Annotated in this window: 19 protein-coding genes and 2 pseudogenes; 9 read left to right on the top strand and 12 right to left on the bottom strand. The window is 38.4% G+C overall.

From position 1 onward, the window contains the following. The first annotated feature begins 95 nt into the window (after positions 1-95). Positions 96-263 (top strand): YjfB family protein, encoded by a 168-nt coding sequence (locus MKX38_RS06485; protein ID WP_014476499.1) that lies wholly within the window; start codon positions 96-98, stop codon positions 261-263. A gap of 124 nt (positions 264-387) precedes the next feature. Beyond that, positions 388-861 (top strand): YjfA family protein, encoded by a 474-nt coding sequence (locus MKX38_RS06480; protein ID WP_003244679.1) that lies wholly within the window; start codon positions 388-390, stop codon positions 859-861. 39 nt (positions 862-900) lie between these two features. Here MKX38_RS06480 and pdaC read toward each other — a convergent pair whose 3' ends face one another. Continuing rightward, on the bottom strand, positions 901-2,304 hold the full coding sequence (pdaC, locus tag MKX38_RS06475) for a peptidoglycan-N-acetylmuramic acid deacetylase PdaC (RefSeq protein WP_026113742.1): 1,404 nt from the start codon (positions 2,302-2,304) through the stop codon (positions 901-903). 253 nt (positions 2,305-2,557) lie between these two features. Here pdaC and cotT point away from each other — a divergent pair, with 253 nt between their 5' ends. From cotT to MKX38_RS06455, 4 genes and pseudogenes are all read left to right on the top strand, one after another. Then, positions 2,558-2,806 carry a spore coat protein CotT gene (gene cotT / locus MKX38_RS06470; protein WP_015715704.1) on the top strand — a complete coding sequence of 83 codons (249 nt, stop codon included), beginning with the start codon at positions 2,558-2,560 and terminating at the stop codon, positions 2,804-2,806. Between the two features lie 122 nt (positions 2,807-2,928). Then, positions 2,929-3,918 (top strand): heme o synthase, encoded by a 990-nt coding sequence (gene cyoE, locus MKX38_RS06465; RefSeq protein WP_076457955.1) that lies wholly within the window; start codon positions 2,929-2,931, stop codon positions 3,916-3,918. A 619-nt stretch (positions 3,919-4,537) separates the two neighbouring features. Then, positions 4,538-4,866, top strand: a pseudogene (locus MKX38_RS06460) (YjdJ family protein). Positions 4,867-4,997: 131 nt separating this feature from the next. Beyond that, complete coding sequence (locus MKX38_RS06455; RefSeq protein ID WP_003232825.1) at positions 4,998-5,192, top strand: DUF4177 domain-containing protein; 195 nt, start codon at positions 4,998-5,000, stop codon at positions 5,190-5,192. A gap of 41 nt (positions 5,193-5,233) precedes the next feature. Here the strand turns inward: MKX38_RS06455 and ybaK are convergent, their stop codons facing one another. Continuing rightward, complete coding sequence (gene ybaK, locus MKX38_RS06450; RefSeq protein WP_041850956.1) at positions 5,234-5,713, bottom strand: Cys-tRNA(Pro) deacylase; 480 nt, start codon at positions 5,711-5,713, stop codon at positions 5,234-5,236. Positions 5,714-5,941: 228 nt separating this feature from the next. Between ybaK and MKX38_RS06445 the strand changes: the two genes are divergently transcribed. After that, the gene (locus MKX38_RS06445; protein WP_009967031.1) at positions 5,942-6,337 is read left to right on the top strand and encodes a hypothetical protein; all 396 of its coding nucleotides are present in this window, start codon (positions 5,942-5,944) and stop codon (positions 6,335-6,337) included. 218 nt (positions 6,338-6,555) lie between these two features. Further along, positions 6,556-7,062: a GNAT family N-acetyltransferase gene (locus tag MKX38_RS06440; RefSeq protein WP_131227324.1), complete on the top strand. Its 507-nt coding sequence runs from the start codon at positions 6,556-6,558 to the stop codon at positions 7,060-7,062. Positions 7,063-7,107: 45 nt separating this feature from the next. Here MKX38_RS06440 and MKX38_RS06435 read toward each other — a convergent pair whose 3' ends face one another. From MKX38_RS06435 to manR, 4 genes are all read right to left on the bottom strand, one after another. After that, complete coding sequence (locus MKX38_RS06435; RefSeq protein ID WP_072175763.1) at positions 7,108-7,590, bottom strand: YjdF family protein; 483 nt, start codon at positions 7,588-7,590, stop codon at positions 7,108-7,110. 169 nt (positions 7,591-7,759) lie between these two features. Continuing rightward, complete coding sequence (gene manA / locus MKX38_RS06430; RefSeq protein WP_339189004.1) at positions 7,760-8,707, bottom strand: mannose-6-phosphate isomerase, class I; 948 nt, start codon at positions 8,705-8,707, stop codon at positions 7,760-7,762. Positions 8,708-8,721: 14 nt separating this feature from the next. After that, positions 8,722-10,674 (bottom strand): PTS mannose transporter subunit IIABC, encoded by a 1,953-nt coding sequence (gene manP / locus MKX38_RS06425; protein WP_339189001.1) that lies wholly within the window; start codon positions 10,672-10,674, stop codon positions 8,722-8,724. A gap of 147 nt (positions 10,675-10,821) precedes the next feature. After that, positions 10,822-12,768, bottom strand: a complete 1,947-nt coding sequence (gene manR / locus MKX38_RS06420) for a mannose transport/utilization transcriptional regulator ManR (protein WP_339188999.1) — start codon at positions 12,766-12,768, stop codon at positions 10,822-10,824. Positions 12,769-13,318: 550 nt separating this feature from the next. On the opposite strand from manR, the gene MKX38_RS06415 reads away from it, so the two are divergent. Beyond that, positions 13,319-13,666 (top strand): Ig-like domain-containing protein, encoded by a 348-nt coding sequence (locus MKX38_RS06415; protein WP_041335706.1) that lies wholly within the window; start codon positions 13,319-13,321, stop codon positions 13,664-13,666. Positions 13,667-13,814: 148 nt separating this feature from the next. Here the strand turns inward: MKX38_RS06415 and MKX38_RS06410 are convergent, their stop codons facing one another. From MKX38_RS06410 to MKX38_RS06385, 6 genes and pseudogenes are all read right to left on the bottom strand, one after another. Next, positions 13,815-14,570 carry an SDR family oxidoreductase gene (locus MKX38_RS06410; protein ID WP_021479515.1) on the bottom strand — a complete coding sequence of 252 codons (756 nt, stop codon included), beginning with the start codon at positions 14,568-14,570 and terminating at the stop codon, positions 13,815-13,817. Between the two features lie 236 nt (positions 14,571-14,806). After that, positions 14,807-15,124, bottom strand: coding sequence for a putative quinol monooxygenase (locus MKX38_RS06405; protein WP_151262135.1), 318 nt, complete (start codon positions 15,122-15,124; stop codon positions 14,807-14,809). A 269-nt stretch (positions 15,125-15,393) separates the two neighbouring features. After that, positions 15,394-15,569, bottom strand: a pseudogene (locus tag MKX38_RS06400) (aspartate phosphatase); the annotation flags it as partial. 135 nt (positions 15,570-15,704) lie between these two features. Beyond that, positions 15,705-16,103, bottom strand: a complete 399-nt coding sequence (locus tag MKX38_RS06395) for a hypothetical protein (protein ID WP_339188996.1) — start codon at positions 16,101-16,103, stop codon at positions 15,705-15,707. Between the two features lie 809 nt (positions 16,104-16,912). Beyond that, complete coding sequence (locus MKX38_RS06390) at positions 16,913-18,145, bottom strand: competence protein (protein WP_268273155.1); 1,233 nt, start codon at positions 18,143-18,145, stop codon at positions 16,913-16,915. Next, on the bottom strand, positions 18,126-19,352 hold the full coding sequence (locus tag MKX38_RS06385; protein ID WP_339188992.1) for a DNA-protecting protein DprA: 1,227 nt from the start codon (positions 19,350-19,352) through the stop codon (positions 18,126-18,128). The genes MKX38_RS06390 and MKX38_RS06385 overlap by 20 nt, the downstream gene beginning before the upstream one ends. Between the last annotated feature and the right edge of the window lie 272 nt (positions 19,353-19,624).

Genomic DNA, 19,624 nt, shown 5'->3' with positions numbered 1-19,624 from the left:
ATGCTCTAGCGTAAGGGTCAACAAGAGAAATTAAGCCATTTTTCACTGTAAAATCATACAAACCCGCCGATAGGTAAGGCATAGGAGGTGGAACCATGGATATTCCTGCTTTATCGGTTGCGATGCATCAAGCATCCCTTGCCCAGAATGTAAATATTGCTTTAACGAAAAAAATGCTGGACACCGCCCAGCAAAATGCCGATCAAACCTTAAAGATGATTCAACATCCAACTCTCGGACAAACCATTGATGTAAAAGCATAACCTCATACCAGAGGCGGCCAAGAACTCCATCCTCCCGGCCGCCTTTATTGTTCACAAAAAAGCATGCATGTTTTGATTGTTCCTCCATATGATTTATTGTTTGCCATATTAAGGAGGTCATAAATTGAAAAGACTGTTTATGAAGGCTTCATTGGTGTTATTCGCAGTAGTATTTGTTTTTGCCGTCAAAGGTGCACCCGCCAAGGCGGAAACCCATGCCTACGATGGAAAAAGCCCTTATTACAATGATTGTGCGTCCAGCGGCTCTACAAAAAAATCCTCAAACTTAGTGAATGCCAGCAATCAAGTCATCGGAGTAGTCGAGCTTAAATTCAGCAGTACATGTAAAACGGCTTGGGCAAAAATCACGATGAATAATACATTGACGTCTGGCTATGAAGCAAATGCGGAGATTACCCGGAACACAGACGGAAAAAGATATAATTGTGATTCTGCAGGCGGCAATGGAAAAGCGGTGGCCGGCCAAAAGTCTTGCTATACACCGATGGTATATGATTTAGATCCAAGGACTTCTTACGCTTTCGGCAAGTATTCAGGACCAAACTTAAATGTTTGGGCCACCACAGGCTCTTATTAAATAGAAAAAAGGCTGTCCGTACGGACAGCCTTTTCTAATTTATTTCGCTTCTCTTTGTTTTTTAACCTCTTCAAGCTGAGAAACTGTCACCAATTGATAGCCTTGATCGGTGAGCTTTTTTATAATTTCATCGGCCGCATCAGCAGAGGTGCGGTAAATATCGTGAATCAAAATGGTTCTTCCATCTCCCGCCTGATTCATGACACGGTCAACAATTGTTTTTTTGTTACGGTCTTTCCAATCTTCCGGGTCAACATCCCATAACGCAACATCCATTTTCATTTGACTCCGCAGTTCATCATTAATGCCGCCGTATGGGGGTCTTACAAGCGTCGGACGATATCCGCTTATTTTTTCAATGATGTCTTGCGTATCATTGATCTGCTTTAACGCTTCTTTCACTGAAAGCCTTGTGAGAAGCGGATGGCTCCATGAATGGTTCCCCACCTCATTTCCTTCTTTCAGCATTCTTATTAGCGTTTCCGGATAATATTGAACTCTGCTCCCCAAAACAAAAAACGTGGCATGACCCTTATATTTCTTCAAGGAGTCTAGAATCTGATTTGTTGTCGCAGGATTCGGGCCGTCGTCGAAAGTAAGCGCAATGACTTTTTGATTTGGATCAACTGTTTCCTCTTTGGGTAAAGAAATCACTTCATGCTTCGGCTTTTGTTCTTTGATTTTATTTTTATTTTTTGCTTTATCAATATATTGTTCTTTCAGAATGTCTTTCAAAAGACTTTTCTTAATGGCAATCGATTGCTCTCCAAGATAGCCTGCTGCAACCTGATATGTGTCAAAGTAAAGTTCGATATAATCCTCCTTGATGGCAAAGCGGCTGAAATTTTCTTTTTTCGGAGCCGTCCCTTCCTTTAACAGTGCATCGTCCGCGGCAATGTCCTTATTCTTTTTCAGCTCGTGATAAGCGATTAACGAAAGCTTATGTAAGTAGTCAGCGTCCTCTTTGAAAATATCATCAATGGAAAGAAACGCTTGTTTACTAAAATCATAGTTAAACGTTTTTTTCACGGTTTGCCCGTGTGCCCCGCCGATGTATTTATATTCATTAAATATAATCGCCACTGTCTGTTTGGCATAATGGACAATTTTATAATCAACATTTAATTCGTTGCGTTTTGTCGTATGCTCTTGGTCAACGTCTTTTGTTTCCTTTTGAAATTGACGAACCTCTTTTTCTGCGAATCTTTTTAATGCCGAATCCATTTTTTCATTTTTGAAAACGGGATAGTTAACCGCGTAATTAAAAGTTTTCCCGTCATTCACAAGCGTTGCGATCTCAACATTCCCATATTGAGAATCAGTTCTTACTTTATTCATGACCGTTTCTTTTTTCAATGAATGATTATGGAAAAAGCCGATAAGGCCCACCACACATACAACTGCTATTAATACATGAAACCATTTGATTCTTTTTGCCAACAACAAAAACTCCTTCTTTCGTAGCCATTTCGATTTACTCTTCATCAGTTGGAACTGTATCTATTTAGAAATGTTTTTGTAACATTGTAGTAACATTTATTTCACATTTGTAATACTATGAGATTTAGAAGTTCATGTCAATCCTTTTTAAGGAATTTCATCATAAAAAAAACCGAATTTCATGAATGTACATACACCCAACTTAAGCATCAGGAATATGGTAAAAGGAATAAAAAAAGCTAGGGAGGTTTTCCTCTTGGATTACCCTTTGAATGAACAGTCATTTGAACAAATTACCCCTTATGATGAAAGACAGCCTTATTATTATCCGCGTCCGAGACCGCCATTTTATCCGCCTTATTATTATCCAAGACCGTATTATCCGTTCTACCCGTTTTATCCGCGCCCGCCTTATTACTACCCGCGCCCGCGACCGCCTTACTACCCTTGGCACGGTTACGGCGGCGGTTATGGCGGAGGATATGGCGGAGGTTACGGTTACTAGTCGCCGCATATCAAAATGGGGGCAGTCCAGCTCCCCATTTTTTTGTTTTAAAAATGACAATATCATGACAAATATAGGAAATAATTGTGATTCCGTCCCCCTCTTGTTACGATAACAAAAGCATGCAGTTTTGGGGGAGGCGTCTATTTTTGGAGAATACAAGAGATTCTGCAGCCATATCTGAAACAAAATACATAAAAGCTTCGAACCGGGTAACCATTTACGATTTTATCAAACTTGCAAAACCCGGCATTATCATATCAAACTCGATAGCAGCCTTCGGCGGATTTTGGATCGCGTTTGCAAGCGCAGAAAAAACGTTAACCGGCTTGGCTTTTTTGATGACAATGGTAACAGCAATGTTGGGAACCGCGTTTGTGATGGCTTCCGGCACTGTCTATAACAACTATTTTGATCGGCATATGGACGCAAAAATGGCACGCACTCGCAGCAGGGCCTCGGTCACAGGGAAAATGCCGCCAGCCATGATCTTAACATATGGCTCTGTTTTAGGAATCGCAGGTCTTGCCATGCTTTATTCCCTCAATCCATTAACGGCCTTTCTCGGACTGGCCGCCTTTATTTTTTATGCGATTATCTATACGGTATGGGTGAAACGAACGTCTGTGTGGAGCACATTTGTCGGGAGCTTCCCAGGAGCTGCGCCGCCATTGATGGGGTATTGTGCCGTAACCGGTGACCTCAGTATGACAGCAGTGCTGTTGTACACGATTATGTTTCTGTGGCAGCCGCCGCATTTTTGGGCGATTGGGATAAGACGCAAAGAGGAATATCGCGCTGCTGGCGTTCCGCTCTTGCCAGTAGTCAAAGGCAATCATTTAACAAAAATAAAAATGATGCAATATATTGCCGTCCTGGTGCCGGTCACGCTATTATTTCCTTTCTCTCTAGGCACCGGCCATATAAGCCCATTTTATTTCTTAGCCGCCTTGGTTCTCGGAGGCATATGGATCAAAAAAAGCATCAAAGGATTCAAAACAGACGATGACGTGAAGTGGGCAAAGGATATGTTTGTCTACTCGCTTATTTATTTTTGCTTGCTGTTCTTCATCATGATGATCGATTCATTTATGATGTTTCTGATCAGATGATGCAAAAAGAGCCACACATTAATGTGACTCTTTTTTGTTTGGAAAAACAGCATCTAATAGAAATGTCATGGCAAAAAACACAACCATGCAAATCAAAAATCGTATAATCTCACTCAAAATCCAGCTATCAGCTATGCGCATACCATCGGTTTCTCGGAGGGTTGCGCATATTGAAAAAATCATGAGTATGTTTTTTAGGGTTTCTTTGTTCATAAAATACCATCGCTTTCTCGATAGAATGACTTAAAGGCAATGAGATAAGTCATCAAGATATAAAATATGTCGCATCGTTGCATGTTTTGATTGAAAGAAATCATTGTTTTTTTGCCAGCCAATTGTAAAGCTCAGGCAAACAGATGAAAACCGTTTCAGTGAAAAAGCAGATCTAATCGAATGCTTCTATACTCTCTCCACAAATAAAAAATGCTAAGAAATACATTTGTTTCTCTAATCTATAAACCCGCACTCTTTTTCCATCATCAGGTATTATAAGCCAAAAACAAACAAAAAAATAGACTTGCGTTTGAGTTGTATGGAAGTGAAATTGCAAGAATAACCCATAGGGTGGTAATATATTGTTTGATTTTCCCATATTCATAGATTTGGAGGTCATACAAAAGTGAAGGGAATATTTTTAGTTGTTCAGCTTGGATTTTCTATTATGGTATTTCTGTTTTTAGCTGCTGTTAATTGGTATCAAGGAAGCGAGCTTGTTTCAGATCGATTTGATTGGAACTATACTGCTAAACTCTCAAAACTGCTAAATGGAATTGATGCCGTCAGCAGCCCCAAACAAATTTCACAGCTTATTTTTTCATCTACTCCGCTAAACACTACCCTGTTATGAGTGCGTTAATGATCATCTCCTTCTTATATGTTCTGGCCGCTCTTTTTTTACTTATATACTCAGTCAAATGCAATAAGCAAGAGATTCATTTGGACTGCTGACCCGGTGAAATTCGTTTTTATAGCCCCTTAACTCTTCAAGATGTTCCTGTGTTTAGTGAGGCAGACCTTAACATAGGTTTTCGGAACTTCTCGCTCCATTTTACGTATACCTTAATAGGAGGGATCAAACGATGAAAGAATATGAATTCGTAAGAGTTGAGCTGAGTACGATGAGAAGAAGGCCTAAAGAAGACTACCAGCAAATCATCCATGATTATGCGAAAAGAGGCTGGAGATTTGTTCAGATTTTCGCTCCCAGTATAGATGGGTATGGGGCAGCTGCTTATTTTGAAATCATATTTGAAAGGGATGCGGAAAAAGCTTAATCGATATGACTAAGCTTTTTTGTTTCCCCCTATATCTGCATCTATACAATTTCTGCAAATGCGGCATCACATGATTTGGCTAAATCTTGTGGCGCCAACTTTAGCTGCATACCGATTTTCCCTGCACTGACAATGATAAAATCAAGCGTTTCTGCAGATGCATCAATATAGGTCGGGAACAATTTTTTCATGCCAATTGGCGAGCAGCCGCCGCGAAGATAGCCAGTTACCGCTAACAGCTCCTTCATTGCAATCATTTCTATTTTCTTTTCCCCTGTCACCTTTGCTGCCTTTTTTACATCTAACTCTTCTGCAACGGGTACAACAAAGACATAATAATGATTTGTTCCTGCTGCTGCAACCAACGTTTTATATACATATTTCAAAGGATAACCGATTTTTTCCGCAACAGAGATGCCATCTACCGGCTGGCCGTCTGTTTTATACCCTAATACCTCATAAGAGATGTTCTGCTGTTCTATCAGACGAACCGCATTTGTTTTTGCCATTTTTTTCGCCATTGTTTTCACCCACTATCAAAATGATGTATGTCTAACTTCTTGCAGTAATATGTAAATTCTATCATCCTAACCTGCATTTTCAAGGTTACTAGCATTGAATCAACGAAAGGACAAATTGATTTCCTTGGACGCCTATAGCCCATTATTAGTCTACATGGAACAAAACAGGAATGAACAAATAACTCCCACATACAATTTGTATGAATGGAAAATAAAGGAGTGGTTGCTTTGTATCATTACTTTTATGGCCCTGCGTTAATTCCTTACTTTTCACATACTCATAACCCTCAAAGAAGTCCAGACTTTTCAGAAAGACAGCGAAGAAGAGAAATCACATTGACTGTAGATGGCTTTGTCCCCCCATCTTCCACCGAAGATCTTGGAGACGGCTTTTATTCTTACGCATGGACGAACCAACAGGTCATCAACCCAGGTGAATACTTAGTTTGTCATCTTGAAGGAAGAGATATCAACGTGATAAATGGTGGGTTCACTCCGCGCGATACTGCTCCATTGTATGCGGTAGCAAGCTTTCCAAGACGAAGAAACCAATGGGTCATTATCATTCATAATCCTGTGCAAACCCAAAGAGCCATATCGCTTTATTTGATTGCGAAAAGGTAGCACAACATGTTATCAGAAACCCTGCATTCAGGAACAGAAAAACGGGTAGGGACACATTAACATCAGCATTTTCCTACCCGTTTTTGGTCTGGGCAAACTCTCACCTGTCACTCTTTCAATCCCCCTCAATTTTTTCATCTTTCTCTACTGCCAAGGTACCAGAGAAAATTGTTATATGTTATCATTATTCCCAGTAAAAAGAAAAGAGGATTAGATATATGGTTCTCCTTGAAACGAATCGATTACGTTTAAAAACGATTGATATTCCCCTTCTTGACGCCGCGTCTAAACTAGATCATCAGGCTATCAAAGACTTAGGTTATGAAACAAATGGTGAATGGCCAAATTCTGATTTTTTTGAAGCGATACCTTATTTCCGCGAGATTTTAGTCAAAAACAATGGAACAAAAGGATTTGATTCATGGATTATTGTAAAGAAGGACAGTCATGAAATTGTTGGGGGAACTGGATTTTTAGGTGACCCAGACGAAAATGGCATGATTGAAATCGGTTTTGCAACAAATAAAAGTCATCGCCGCAAAGGTTATTGTGTGGAAGCCGCCCAAAAACTAATAAACTGGGCATTAAGCCAAGAAACAGTAAACCGGATCACCGCAAGATGCGAACATGATAATCTAGGCTCACAAAAAACCTTGGAGAAGTTAGGGTTTATATTGAATCATAAATCAGCGGATTATAAACATTGGATATATGTTACAAAGTAGAGTCCTTAATTACAAAAGCAGGCACTGCGCCTGCTTTTGTTTGGATTATTTACCTCTGTGCTTCTTTTTCGCTTTTTGCTTTTTGAGCATATACCTTTGCTCTTTTACATGTTCTCGCTGTTCTTTCATTATTTGTTTTTTCTTTTGCTTTCTTGCTTCAAGCTCTAGCTTTATCGCCTCTTGAGCTTTAGAAGCTACTCCGGCGTTTTTCAACTCTTTTGAAACCTGGCGCTGCAATCTTTTTGGATTGATCTTTTTTTGACGTCTGCCTTGTAAACGAACTCCTTCCTGCTCAGCTTGGGCCAACATATTCAGGAGTTGGTTATGAACAAACTCTAATACTTCAGAATCCCTCGGCTCTTTGCCAAAAAGATGCCGAAAGGCTCTTAGCTTTCCATTGTCCACAACTTCAACAACGCCTACCCAAAACTGATCATCGTAGTAAATCGTTAATTTCATAACGATTCCCTCCTCATAAAAGATATTAAAGAATGATGGACATCCCGAGGAGGGGAAGGTTACTGACATTCTCAATCATGCATCCGGACTACCAACCGAATCGTGTTTTTTCATTCTTTACCATATACAGAAAAGAGTGTAACATTTCTTCTCCAACTATTAAACTCTTATTTTATTTAGATCATTGCTGCAGAATAGGCGTCTTCACTCGCAAATTTATTTCTCAAGCCCTGCCATGTTACAGATGGGAGACGATACATTCTGCATATCCTTCGAGTTTAAATTCTCCAAGACCGTAAGGCAGCAACATATGATCTCCTTTTTTGAAAGGATAGACATACTCACCAGAGATCATACGGCCCTCCCCTTCAATCACACTGATAAGAAGGAATGGTTTTTGCTGCTTTAAGCTTGCTGATCCTGATAAGTTCCATTTCCCTACCGAAAAGTAAGCGCATTCAACCAATGTCGTTGTAAGCAAATCCTCAATTTGTTCATGGTGAACTGTATGCCGTTCTGGAATAGACGGGACCTCTATCACTTCGATGCTCTTTTTCAGATGAAGCTCGCGCAGCTTGCCTTCTGCATCTTTTCGGTCATAATCATATAATCTGTAGGTTGTGTCTGAGTTCTGCTGCGTCTCCAAAGCAAGAATTCCTTTTCCAATCGCATGAACAGTACCGCTTGCCACATAGAAAAAATCCCCCGGCTTTACCTTTACACGGCGCAAGAGCTCATCCCATTCTCCACGCTCTATCATGGTAGTTAGTTCTTCCTTTGTTGTTGCATTGTGGCCATAAATAATCTCGGCATCTTTTTGGCAATCAATAATGTACCAGCATTCTGTTTTTCCAAGCTCACCGTTTTCATGTATGTTGGCATATTCATCATTCGGATGCACCTGAACAGATAAGTCCTGGTCAGCATCTAATATTTTTGTAAGCAGAGGGAAACGGTCCCCTTCAAGCTGTCCGAATAAATGTCTGTGATGTTCCCATAATTCGCTGAGCGTGAACCCCTTATACATTCCGTTTTGAACAACGCTTTGACCATTTTGATGCGCGGCAAAAGCCCAGCACTCCCCTGTTCGTTGTGACGGAATGGTATAGCCAAAATCAGCTAAAGCGGTCCCGCCCCAAATTCTTTCTTTGAAAATAGGCTTGAAAAATAACGGTTCAATCGTCATGAAAATCCCCCGCTTTATTCGATTTCTTCTAGCAGCTTGTAGGCTTCTTCTGTTGTTTGCACGGAGAGCAGCCGCTCCCTATAATTGTCATCCATTAGCTTTCGAGATAGCATCTGCAGTATTTTGAGATGCTGGTTTCCCCCGCTCTCTTTCGGTACAGCAATCATAAAGATTAATTTAGCTTCTGATCCATCCAGGCTATTCCAATCAACGCCTGATCGTTTGATCCCAAAGGCAACACTCGGCTCCCTGACCGCCTCAGACTTTCCGTGCGGAATCGCGATATTCATGCCAATCGCCGTTGTTCCCTGTTGTTCACGATTCAAAATGGCTTGTTTAAACCCGCTCTCTGAAAGCAGCGCACCTCTTCGGGACAATTTCTGAATCAATTCATCTATGATGTCATCCCTCGTTTCCCCCGATAAATTTGGTTCAATTAATTCCGGGCTGATTATGTCTGTCAGTTTTTTAAATTCCGACATCTCAGCTTTTTGGCTTTGAATTGGCTGCTTTATTTCATTTGCTGCCGCAGCTTCACTTGGCGCGGAGGGCGGTGCAGTTTCACTGAGCACAGGAGACGCCGTAATATCCTTTTTTAGTACATTGACGAACAGAGCAGTGACAAGAGATCCTGCAATCACAGCAATAAAAAACATCAAGACATGATCAACTGCGCCAAGCACTGCAACGATAGGTCCGCCGTGCGCCACTCTGTCTCCCACATTGCCAATCATGGCTATCACAGAACCTGTCATTGAGCCTGCCATAATACTTGGAATAACGCGCAGAGGGTCCTGCGCCGCAAATGGAATCGCTCCTTCAGTAATGCCGAAGAGACCCATCGTAAATGCCGCTTTCCCCATTTCTCTTTGAGATGCCTCGAATTTTCTTTTTCCTAAAAACGTCGCAATGCCAAGGCCAATCGGGGGGATACAAATGGCGACAGCAATTGGTCCCATAATTTCATAATTTCCTTCTCCAATCATTGCCGATCCAAACAGAAACGCCACCTTATTTACGGGACCGCCCATATCAAATGAGATCATCGCCCCTAAAATCAATGCCAGAAGGATCGAACTCGACCCTTTCATCCCCGCCAGCCAAACTGTTAAAGAGGCGAAAATTTGAGCTACAGGCGCGCCGATCAAAAACACAAACGCTAAACCTACAATCAGTGATGCAAACACCGGAATAATAATAATCGGCATAATCGGCTGGATTGCTTTTGGAACTTTTAATTTTTTGATCCAAAGTGCCGCGTATCCAGCCAAAAACCCGGCAATAATCCCCCCGAGGAATCCGGCGCCGCTTGCGCTGTCATAAAAACTTCCAGTCGCCGCAATATAACCGCCGATCATCCCTGGCACAAGTCCCGGTTTATCAGCGATGCTATAGGCGATATAGCCGGCTAAAATCGGAATCATAAATGAAAATGAAGCACTGCCGATCTGTTCAATCGTTTTCCAGAAGGAATCATCCGGAATAACTAAGCCTTTAGGTGTTTTCTCCCCTCCAAGCGTTAATGCAACCGCTATCAATAATCCGCCGACAACAATGAAAGGAACCATAAATGAAACGCCGTTCATTAAATGACGGTAAATTGGATTTTGTTTCTTCTCCTGATGATTACCGGATTCCGATTTTAAAGCGGAACGATAGACCGGTATATCCCCGTTAAGAGCTTTTTGAATCAATTCTTCCGGTTTGCGGATGCCGTCCTGTACCCCCACAGACAGCAGTTTTTTGCCTATAAACCGGTCTTTGTTTACCGAGCGGTCTGCAGCAATAATGATTGCGTCCGCTTCGTGAATTTCCTCTTCGGTTAGCTTATTTTCAACACCAATCCCTCCCTGGGTCTCAACTTTGATGCTAACGCCCAGTCTGTCAGCAGCTTTTTGCAGATTTTCCGCTGCCATATACGTATGGGCGATTCCATTCGGACAAGATGTAATCGCTAACAGTTTCATAGGAAACCTCCTTTAAAGTGTGAATAATAAGATCTTGTCTCAACTGTATACTGAAATCAGCTCATTAAAATCGCTTTTTTTACCATAGGTTCCGGTAATAAAGGCATTTTTCCCTATAACAAAAAAAAGCAAGGAATAATCCCTGCTTTAATAATCCAAATGAGATAAAAATGTCATGACATTGGCTTCTTTCGTCAGCTTCTGGACGAAGGCCGGCTGCTCGCTAAGATATGAAAGCTCGCTAAACAGCTGCTTTGTCATGGTTTGATCCTCGTGTTTGACAGCCAGCATAAAAACGAGCGAAACTTTTTCATTTCCCCATTCAAGCGGCTCCTTTAATGTGGCAATCGCGATTGCTGATTGTTTAATAAATTTAGCGTTTGCATGAGGAATGGCAATGCCTGACCCAATATTTGTCGCCGACATTTTTTCCCTCATCACCGCATGAACCGCATAGTCCTTATCAACATAGCCTTTCTCAAACAAAGCTGTCGCCAGCTGTTCGATTAACTTGTAGCGATGCTCCGCCTCCTGCTGCAAAAAAACCAAAAAAGGAGTCGTATTGTTCAGCATCTGAAACGTTTTTTGTTTTTGGCGGTGTGATTCGCCCAACTGACGTATAAACGCACTTAATTTCTTCTCTTCGCCAGGCTCTAAAAGCGGAGACACAACAATATGGGGAACCGTTATATTCTCCAGCGCAATGGTGGATATGACAAGATCAATATCCTCATGCTTTTTGATATAATCCTTTAAATCGGCCTTTGCAATACAAGCCATTACAGCGATTTGGTGATATTTCCGTTCAATTTTTGTCCGCAGCAATTGTGACATCCCAATCCCCATGTGGCAGACGATAACCGCCTTTTTATGTGTCTCGCTGCTGCCCTGCATCCGTTCGATCGCTGCCTGAAAATGCAATGTCAAATATGCTGCCTCTTCCTCAGGAATTTGAAGATCAAAAGTTTGATTGATGTCTTCCAAAACATCAATGATGAGGTGGAACAAATAAGGGTACATCTTTTTGATGTCATTGAGCATAGGATTTGCTACAGAAAGGTCGTAGCTCAGCCGTTGCAGCACAGTATTGAGATGAATGTTCAAACCATTGATCAAATCCTGATCCTTATGAAAATCCATCATTTTCAGCTCTGAAACACGATTGATTAAATGCCCTACAACCTTAGGAAGCACAGCATTTTCAAGGTTCTCTTCTGTCTGCAATGGATAACGAACTTTACCGCCCAATATATGTAATGTTAAGTACACGGCTTCTTCTTCTGGGAAGCGGATTGCAAAAACCGGTTCAAGCCGCTGTAAACAAGCAAATGTCCATTGATATTCTTTCTTCTTTTTTACTGCCGCCATTTCTTTTGGGGACAATGAAATCGGCTGCTTCATTTTGATGCGGCGGACCATTAACAATGTATGCAGCAGCAAACTTTCAAACGTTTCGTCTGTGAAATAGAGGGAATGCTTTTTTTGCAATGATTTGATTTCTTTCGTCACAAAGTCTACTTCATAATGTAAAAACTTACTTTTAATAAATTGGCTGGTAAACGCTGTATTGTGGATCAAATCAGATATTCTTGCCAATGCCTTTCTTTTATTTCTTTCGTTCCCTTCAACCTTTAATCCAAGCCGCTGCCTAGAAACCAGTGTGAGATCAAAACGCTTCAGCCACTCTTCTACTGCGTATAAATCCTTTTTAATGGAAGATCGATTGACAAAATGCCGAGCGGCAATGTCTTTTGCGGAAACAGGCTTCGGATTCATTAATAAGTCATAAGCAATGTGCAGCATTCTTTCTTCATCGCTCCGCTGCCTAGAAGAAAAATGTTCAGTATGTAATTGTTGGCTTAGCCAGGTCCTTTCCTGTTCTTCTATATGTAAATAAACGCCCAACCCTGGTTTTCGAATAAGCTGTGCATGAGAATGCTCATTGAGATAATCCTCAATCACTTTCAAATCATTCCGGATTGTTTTTTCAGAACACTGTACCCTATCTGCGAAATCTTGCACAACTAAATAGTCATCAGGTTCAGATAACAACAGATACAAAATCTCTTTTTGTCTTGTATTTATGTATTCCATCTGTTTTTCTATCCTTCCTGTCAGTATCTACTTGAGCAAATTGATAGTATAAGTCTACTATATAAGAAACCGTTTACATTATAAAATAAAATCATAGAGACAAAAGTTTCGTTTTTTACCGAAACATCCGGAAAAAAGCGATTTTTATATTCTTTGAGTTTGCTATGTAATGTATATTCAGCAGAAATTCATAAAAATACTCCAATTCTTCACCTATTTAGAACGAAGATTTTCTAATGTATGAGTACGAAAGTAAGAACATGATGAAGAAAAATGATTTGGTATCTTCAGGGATAAAGTGCAGGTAACAAAATTCCCACACGCTCAACAAACTAGTACCCATCAAATGTGTGCTATTAACATTTTAAGGATGGCCATTCTCTCTCAGCAATTTTCCATCATAAATACAAACTCTGTGCAGGGCACACAATATTCTTAGCTCAAATCAATTGATCGTTCACATATTATTAACAATTATTTACAAGGAAAATAATTACTTTTATTGAATTGTTATAGTGCAAGACAAAAAACTTTAAAGGAGTGTTTCAAAATGAATTTCAAAAAAACGGTTGTTTCTGCTTTATCGATTTCTGCGTTAGCTCTGTCGGTCAGCGGGGTAGCTTCAGCTCATGAAATAAACTCCACACCTACTGAGGTAAAGAACATTTCTATTTCACCTACACATGTTATCAAAATTCAAGACTATGATTTACCTCTAAAAGTTGGAGAAACCTATTCTGTTAAAAATAATTCAGCTACTCGTTATTGGACTGATAACCAAAAAGTTGCTGAAGTCGATCAAAATGGTTTAGTGACGGCTAAATCAAAAGGGAAAGCCACGATTACTTTGTTTAAAGGTACTGCAGTATTCGGAAAAGTATATGTAACGGTTTATTAATCTTTATCCGCCAGATTTTCTGGATGCAAAACATGCATGAATAAAATAAGGTCCCCCTCTAAAAAGAGAAGGGACCTTATTTTCGCTTCAAGTTTAGATTTAGTTTTGGGAATACATCATACATTGGTGTATATTGTGTTTCAGTAGCTTAGCCCCGAATAAATCCACCTTCTGAATGAATAATTTGTCCAGTTATCCATTCAGCCTCATCACTTGCAAGAAAAGCAATCATTCGTGCTGCATCATCTGGTGTGCCAATACGCCCCATTGGAAATTTAGGTGAAAGAAAATTTCTTATTTCATCTGTCATCCATGTAGAATCTGTTGGACCTGGGTTTACGGCGTTAACAGTGATGCCCAATGGTGCAAGTTCTTGTGATAACGACCTAGTAAATGCAGAAATAGCTCCTTTAGTTGCTGCATACGCTAACTCCCCAGGCAAAGGACCTAAATCCTGCCCTGATGTCATATTGATGATTCTTCCTGATATTAAATTAGATTTTTTAAACCGACGGGCGAATTCAACACAAAGAAGAAAATTCGATCTCATATTAACCGCATAATGCTCATCAAGTGATTTAGCATCTAACGATACATAATTATCACTTGCGGAATGAGCTGCATTATTAATAAGGATGGAAGGATATCCTAATTTATCTGAAATTTTTTCATGTATTGTGAATGCAGCATGTGCATCTGATAAATCAATTTTCATTGCCTCACAGCGGACACCCATACGTAAAATTTCTTGTTGAAATTCTTCTATCCAGGCCGCATCAGAATTCCAGTGAGTAAAGAAGATATGTATACCCTGTGAGGCTAACTTACGACAAATAGCCGTACCAATATCCCCTTGACTGCTTGCTCCTGTAATTAGTGCAATTTTTTCTTGAGAATGACTCATTATTTTAACCTCCAATTTATACGGAGTATCTCCATTATGATGGTAACAAGCTATCCAAAGAATATAATCCATTAAATCAAACAGAGCTGACTTTGAATACATTTTAAAATCAGCTTTAAAAAACATTTTCGTCTCAAAAAATATTAAATAGAAAAAATAAGAGTTGGACAACAATTTACTACTTAGTCACAAGTGGCTGATACTAAGTCATTGAATGTCTCTTTTTAAAGAGCCTTTCAATCATTCACATTGCTTTTCATTAACCATTCTACTTCCGTTAATTCTTGTTTTTGAACGTCTATTGTGTGTTTTTTCGTGAAATGGGTTTTCACAGCTTCTTCGTTTTCCCAAATCTCCCAAAGCATTATTTTACGTTCTGATGGCTCAAGCGGATAAGCATGGAATGTAATACAACCCTCTTCTTTGTTCGTTTCTTCCTCAAGTTTTTTGAATTCCTTCATTATCTCACTAAGGTCTTTATCACTGATGATTTTTAAACATGCCGTTATGTAATGCATCGAAATTCCCCCTCCTATCATTTTATGGCTTTTCATTATAACATTTTCTTGAAAAATAAATATAACTGCGACATTAAGGCAGCGATTGATCGAGTTAATCAATCGCTGTATGTAAAGGATTTAAAAATTGAAATCAAATAAAAAACCTTCATTTTATAGGAAGGTTTAAAAGTTATTTTATCAAGTTTGTGAAATATGTTTGGTATTGTTTCACTGTAAAGTCTGTAGCGAAACCACGTACTAAAACAAATGACAAGCCCCGCCAGGATAAGCTTAATCTCTATTTAAAAGTTATACAGTCATTCTCACCTTTGAATTTGTGTTTGAGTTTCAACCATTTTTTGATGATAGAGGTTTCAAATTCTTTTGAGTTTGCATAAGCAGGTGCAGTCCCAAAGGCAATGTCTTCAACATAAAAATCGTTACTTTTTTCTAAGTATTCTATGGTTTGATTAACTCCATGTTGATCCACCGCACGAATCATCTTAATAACATTCATTGATATTAATACCAACTTCTGACGATGGTAAATGCGGATTCACAGGACACCACTAATATATCTTTCTAACGTTTAACCGAAAAAACCGCAATTTGCTTGCGGTCTATATTATTACGTTTATGTTTTTTGCCCATTCCCATCTGTTTCTGGCTTCAATAGTTTAGTTAGAGTTATCCCAGATACCCAAGTCAGAATATAGCCACTCAAGACAGTGTAGGGCGCAATTTCATTTATGAGAGATTTAGAGAAGATGAAATATAAGACAAAAAAGATAACTGCCGCTCCGCTTAAAACGTAAAATGCTTTTTTGTTTTTAACAGTTAATCGTTTCGATTGTGTGATCTTATTAAAAAGCAATGGGCTTCCAGTGTAAATGCCGAAGAAAAATGTAACAATAATAGACCACAACAAACCAACAATCGAAAAATAATCCTGATGAAAAAAACCATCAAAAGACCATCTACTTAAAAAAATAAAGCCAAGTAAATAAACAAATGATAATATAACCTTGACCAATTACATCCCTCCCCTTCATTCAATATACACCCGCCAAAAGATTGTTTAAATGGGCAAGCATCATTTACCTTTTAATGGTAAAATTACCTCTAAAAAAATCATTGACAAAACGGCTAAGTATGCAATTTCCAATTCTGATTACACGTTTGTAAAGTATGGTGGCAACCGCCACGGTCATATGGAATTACATTCACACCAAAGGGAAACTGTTACACACATCTCGTTTCTATTAAGTAAAAGAGCCCTCCTGATAGTTAAATAGAGTAAGAGTCATAACAGTTATTTGCTTTTGTTCTTCAAAATATTGAGACCTCGTTACCTCTGCGTATTCGTTTAATCGGTTTCCCTTTCCGAACATCATCCATAAAAAAACGCCTCCTATTCCGGTTTAATAGAATAAGAACGTTCAAACATGGTAACGGTCACCGCTACCCTGCATTCCTAATACGCCTAAGTCAACGCAATAAAAAATGGCTATAAACATTGATATAACGCCTCTAACCGCCGTGTATGATTCCGACTGGGTTCGAACCAGCGACCTCTACCCTGTCAAGGTAGTGATTATCTTCTGAGCTATTAGTTTTATTCCTGACAAATACTTATCCATCAAGGGGTTGCAAAATTGATGTCTGATCTCTTCTGAATAAAAATTTTAATTGTTGGCAAGTTTGGGCAACAACTCGCCAACAATTTCTTAGCTATAAAAATTGAACCTAAAAAGGATTAATAAATTATGTGGAAATAGATAATAACAAATACAGTGGAAACTTTTCTATGAAGTAAACAAAGAGGTTTAATTAATTTTAAATTTAGAACTTATCAAGAGTATTCGCTAACTTTATTGAATTTTCAGTCACCATTCTATTTAAGCCTTTTCCATAGGAAAGTGTCGGACATTGATGCTGATGGTAATGTTCACATCCGTAAAATGCTGAGCGATTCTTATTATTTAGTCTTAGATGGAGTCTTCCCCCACAGTTTTCACATACTATGTATCTATCTAAAAATTCATCAGCAAATTGATTTACCCCCAATACAACACCGGTCACTTTTTTTACACCTGCATTATATAACGTTTTTGCACATTCTAACATTGTCGCACCGGTTGTGAAGACGTCATCAATTATTACAACATGTTCTAAAGGTTCCATTAAATCAGCTTTAAATTGATTTCTGACATTGATAAACCTTTGTTCTTTGCCGAGATTTTTGTGAGTTGGGTAATTATTAATACAAATTAAATTAGACGATAAATCTTCGAATCCTAATTCAATTGATAGCATCTTAACTATAGGAGCAAGCCTATCCGCTTTTTCTGGTCTGCTTGGTACTCTTGTTATTCCACTTACAAGATTCTGTTCATTAATAAATTGAATAATCGGTTTATAGATTGATTTAAATAAATTATTTTGTGAGGTTTCACTCTTACTTTTAGTTATTCTTTTCGATAATTGAATAGATTCATATAAAGAGTGCTTAGGTCCAAAATATCTTCCTGCTGAAATCATTTCAACACTTGTTTGTTCAGATTGGGCAAAAAATCTAAACACATATCCTGAATTACTTAAAGGTTTATATTGTGTGATGTATGTTGTTACTATTTCAGAGAAATAACCGGTAGTTAAGTTGAATAATTGTGGAATTTTTTCTATTTCTTCCACTTTTAAATCCGGTAAATGCCCAATATCCTCATATAATATATGAGGATTTTTATTGTACAAAACTGTACCAATAGGCAAGTTAATAGCAGGCTTCAACTGTTGATGACTTTTTGAAACAACTAACATTTGATATGATTCAAATCCAGTAAGATCCATTGCACTTTCAATTATCTTTTGAGGGCCAAATATCTTATCTTGAAATGTTTCCTTTAACACTAGACTTTGAGGTGGAATTTTTTGCTCTAAAACTTCTTCACATTGTATAAATACCATACTCTTTCCCATATCATTTAATTGTTTATAAAGGTAACTAATTTCTTCGTCTGTAAATGCATCTAAATAAAGCAAAAGGCATTGTAAATCATTCGTCTTTAGAAACATATTTTACCGTTACCTCACTTATGTTTACTGGTGACTCTTCTGGCTCAGTTTTATAGTTTTGAAAAATTGCATTATTATTAGAAGCTAATTGAGACAAAAGATCATTGATTGTCGAAAACTTAAAAGCACCTCTCTTTGCAATATATTTATTTGGCCATTTCAACCTGTCATCATCAATTGCACTTTGAGGAATAAAGACTAAGCGACCTTGTTTTAAGGCGTAATCAGCTTGAATTAATGATCCACTCGTTTCTCCAGCTTCAATTATTACAGTTGCAAGGGACAAGCCACTCATTACTGCATTTCTCATTGGAAAATTCCATCTTTGTACAGACATCGAAGGTGCAAATTGGGAAATAACCAAACCTGTTTCTTCAATTTGCTTTTGGATCTTTATATTTTCTTTTGGATAATACTTATTTAGAGGTGTTCCAATAACAGCTATCGTAGGATTCCCCATACCTAAAGCCCCTAAATGGGCATTAGCGTCAATTCCTTTAGCTAAACCTGAAGCAACTACAATACGATTCAAACCTAATTTTTCAGCTAGTTTTCTCGCTCTTAAAGCGCCACTTTCCGTAGGGTTTCTCGTTCCAACAACTGAGATTGCATTGAATTTTAATAAATTTGGATTACCTCTCATAAATAAGAACATTGGAGCTTGATCAGTTTTGGCAAGAAGTGAAGGATACATATCTGTTCCTATTTTTACTATTATATCATCTTTTTGTAAGGTATCAAATCCTCTTTTAACCTTATCTGCTTCAAACTCGATGTCGTTTTTTAGGAAACCTGTGACTTCTGATAATTTATCACTAATACTGTGAATATCCTGAGTTAAATCTATTTCTGTTTCTAAATGATTATATATAGGATCACACTTTTTCACTTTATTCTTAAATAGAGCTAACAAGGTAAAATAACAAATAGCATCATTCACTACTTCTTTACTGTTTACTTCTTCAATGTTGTTAATAGTCTTGTTGCTTCCATATGTTTTTTCGATTTCAAATTTTCTTTCATATAACTCTTCTTTTAAGAATAACGATCCTGCTCTAGAAGATTTTATAGGTGAAATTTTTCCAGATTGAGTTAACTGATGGAGCCTTTGTGTACTTATATCTAAGTATTCAGCTGCTTCTTTAGTTAAGAGAATTTCTTTGGAAATGAATTCTTTTAATTCATTTATATTCTCAAATTTAATCATAGTAGACCTCCCATTATGTATAATGGAATTTTACACAAGTTCTTGATAATTATCAAGATGATTATCATCAAGAACCGATATGAATTTTTTAATACCTCTGCTATTTTTGTTAACGTACTTGCTACCTTATATTAGCCAAAAAAAGTTCAAATACCTCGAACAATCTAGGTCAATGTACTTAGAACGAAATATTCATTTCATTCTTTCGATTCACATATTAGTCTCTTTCTTCATTCTTCCATGGTAATATCTTGTTAACGAATTCCAATGAA

It is taken from the genome of Bacillus sp. FSL M8-0025 (assembly GCF_037975475.1).
Lineage (GTDB): Bacteria > Bacillota > Bacilli > Bacillales > Bacillaceae > Bacillus > Bacillus subtilis.
Note: the sequence above shows the minus strand (reverse complement) of the source record. Positions and strands in the feature narration are given on the sequence as shown.

Coding starts and splice junctions, on each gene's coding strand:
- MKX38_RS06485 (WP_014476499.1), top strand. CDS start 96: ATGGATATTCCTGCTTTATCGGTTGCGATGCATCAAGCATCCCTTGCC.
- cyoE (WP_076457955.1), top strand. CDS start 2,929: ATGCAGTTTTGGGGGAGGCGTCTATTTTTGGAGAATACAAGAGATTCT.
- MKX38_RS06455 (WP_003232825.1), top strand. CDS start 4,998: ATGAAAGAATATGAATTCGTAAGAGTTGAGCTGAGTACGATGAGAAGA.
- ybaK (WP_041850956.1), bottom strand. CDS start 5,713: ATGGCGAAAAAAATGGCAAAAACAAATGCGGTTCGTCTGATAGAACAG.
- MKX38_RS06440 (WP_131227324.1), top strand. CDS start 6,556: ATGGTTCTCCTTGAAACGAATCGATTACGTTTAAAAACGATTGATATT.
- MKX38_RS06435 (WP_072175763.1), bottom strand. CDS start 7,590: ATGTCAGTAACCTTCCCCTCCTCGGGATGTCCATCATTCTTTAATATC.
- manA (WP_339189004.1), bottom strand. CDS start 8,707: ATGACGATTGAACCGTTATTTTTCAAGCCTATTTTCAAAGAAAGAATT.
- manP (WP_339189001.1), bottom strand. CDS start 10,674: ATGAAACTGTTAGCGATTACATCTTGTCCGAATGGAATCGCCCATACG.
- manR (WP_339188999.1), bottom strand. CDS start 12,768: ATGGAATACATAAATACAAGACAAAAAGAGATTTTGTATCTGTTGTTA.
- MKX38_RS06415 (WP_041335706.1), top strand. CDS start 13,319: ATGAATTTCAAAAAAACGGTTGTTTCTGCTTTATCGATTTCTGCGTTA.
- MKX38_RS06410 (WP_021479515.1), bottom strand. CDS start 14,570: ATGAGTCATTCTCAAGAAAAAATTGCACTAATTACAGGAGCAAGCAGT.
- MKX38_RS06405 (WP_151262135.1), bottom strand. CDS start 15,124: ATGAAAAGCCATAAAATGATAGGAGGGGGAATTTCGATGCATTACATA.
- MKX38_RS06390 (WP_268273155.1), bottom strand. CDS start 18,145: ATGTTTCTAAAGACGAATGATTTACAATGCCTTTTGCTTTATTTAGAT.
- MKX38_RS06385 (WP_339188992.1), bottom strand. CDS start 19,352: ATGATTAAATTTGAGAATATAAATGAATTAAAAGAATTCATTTCCAAA.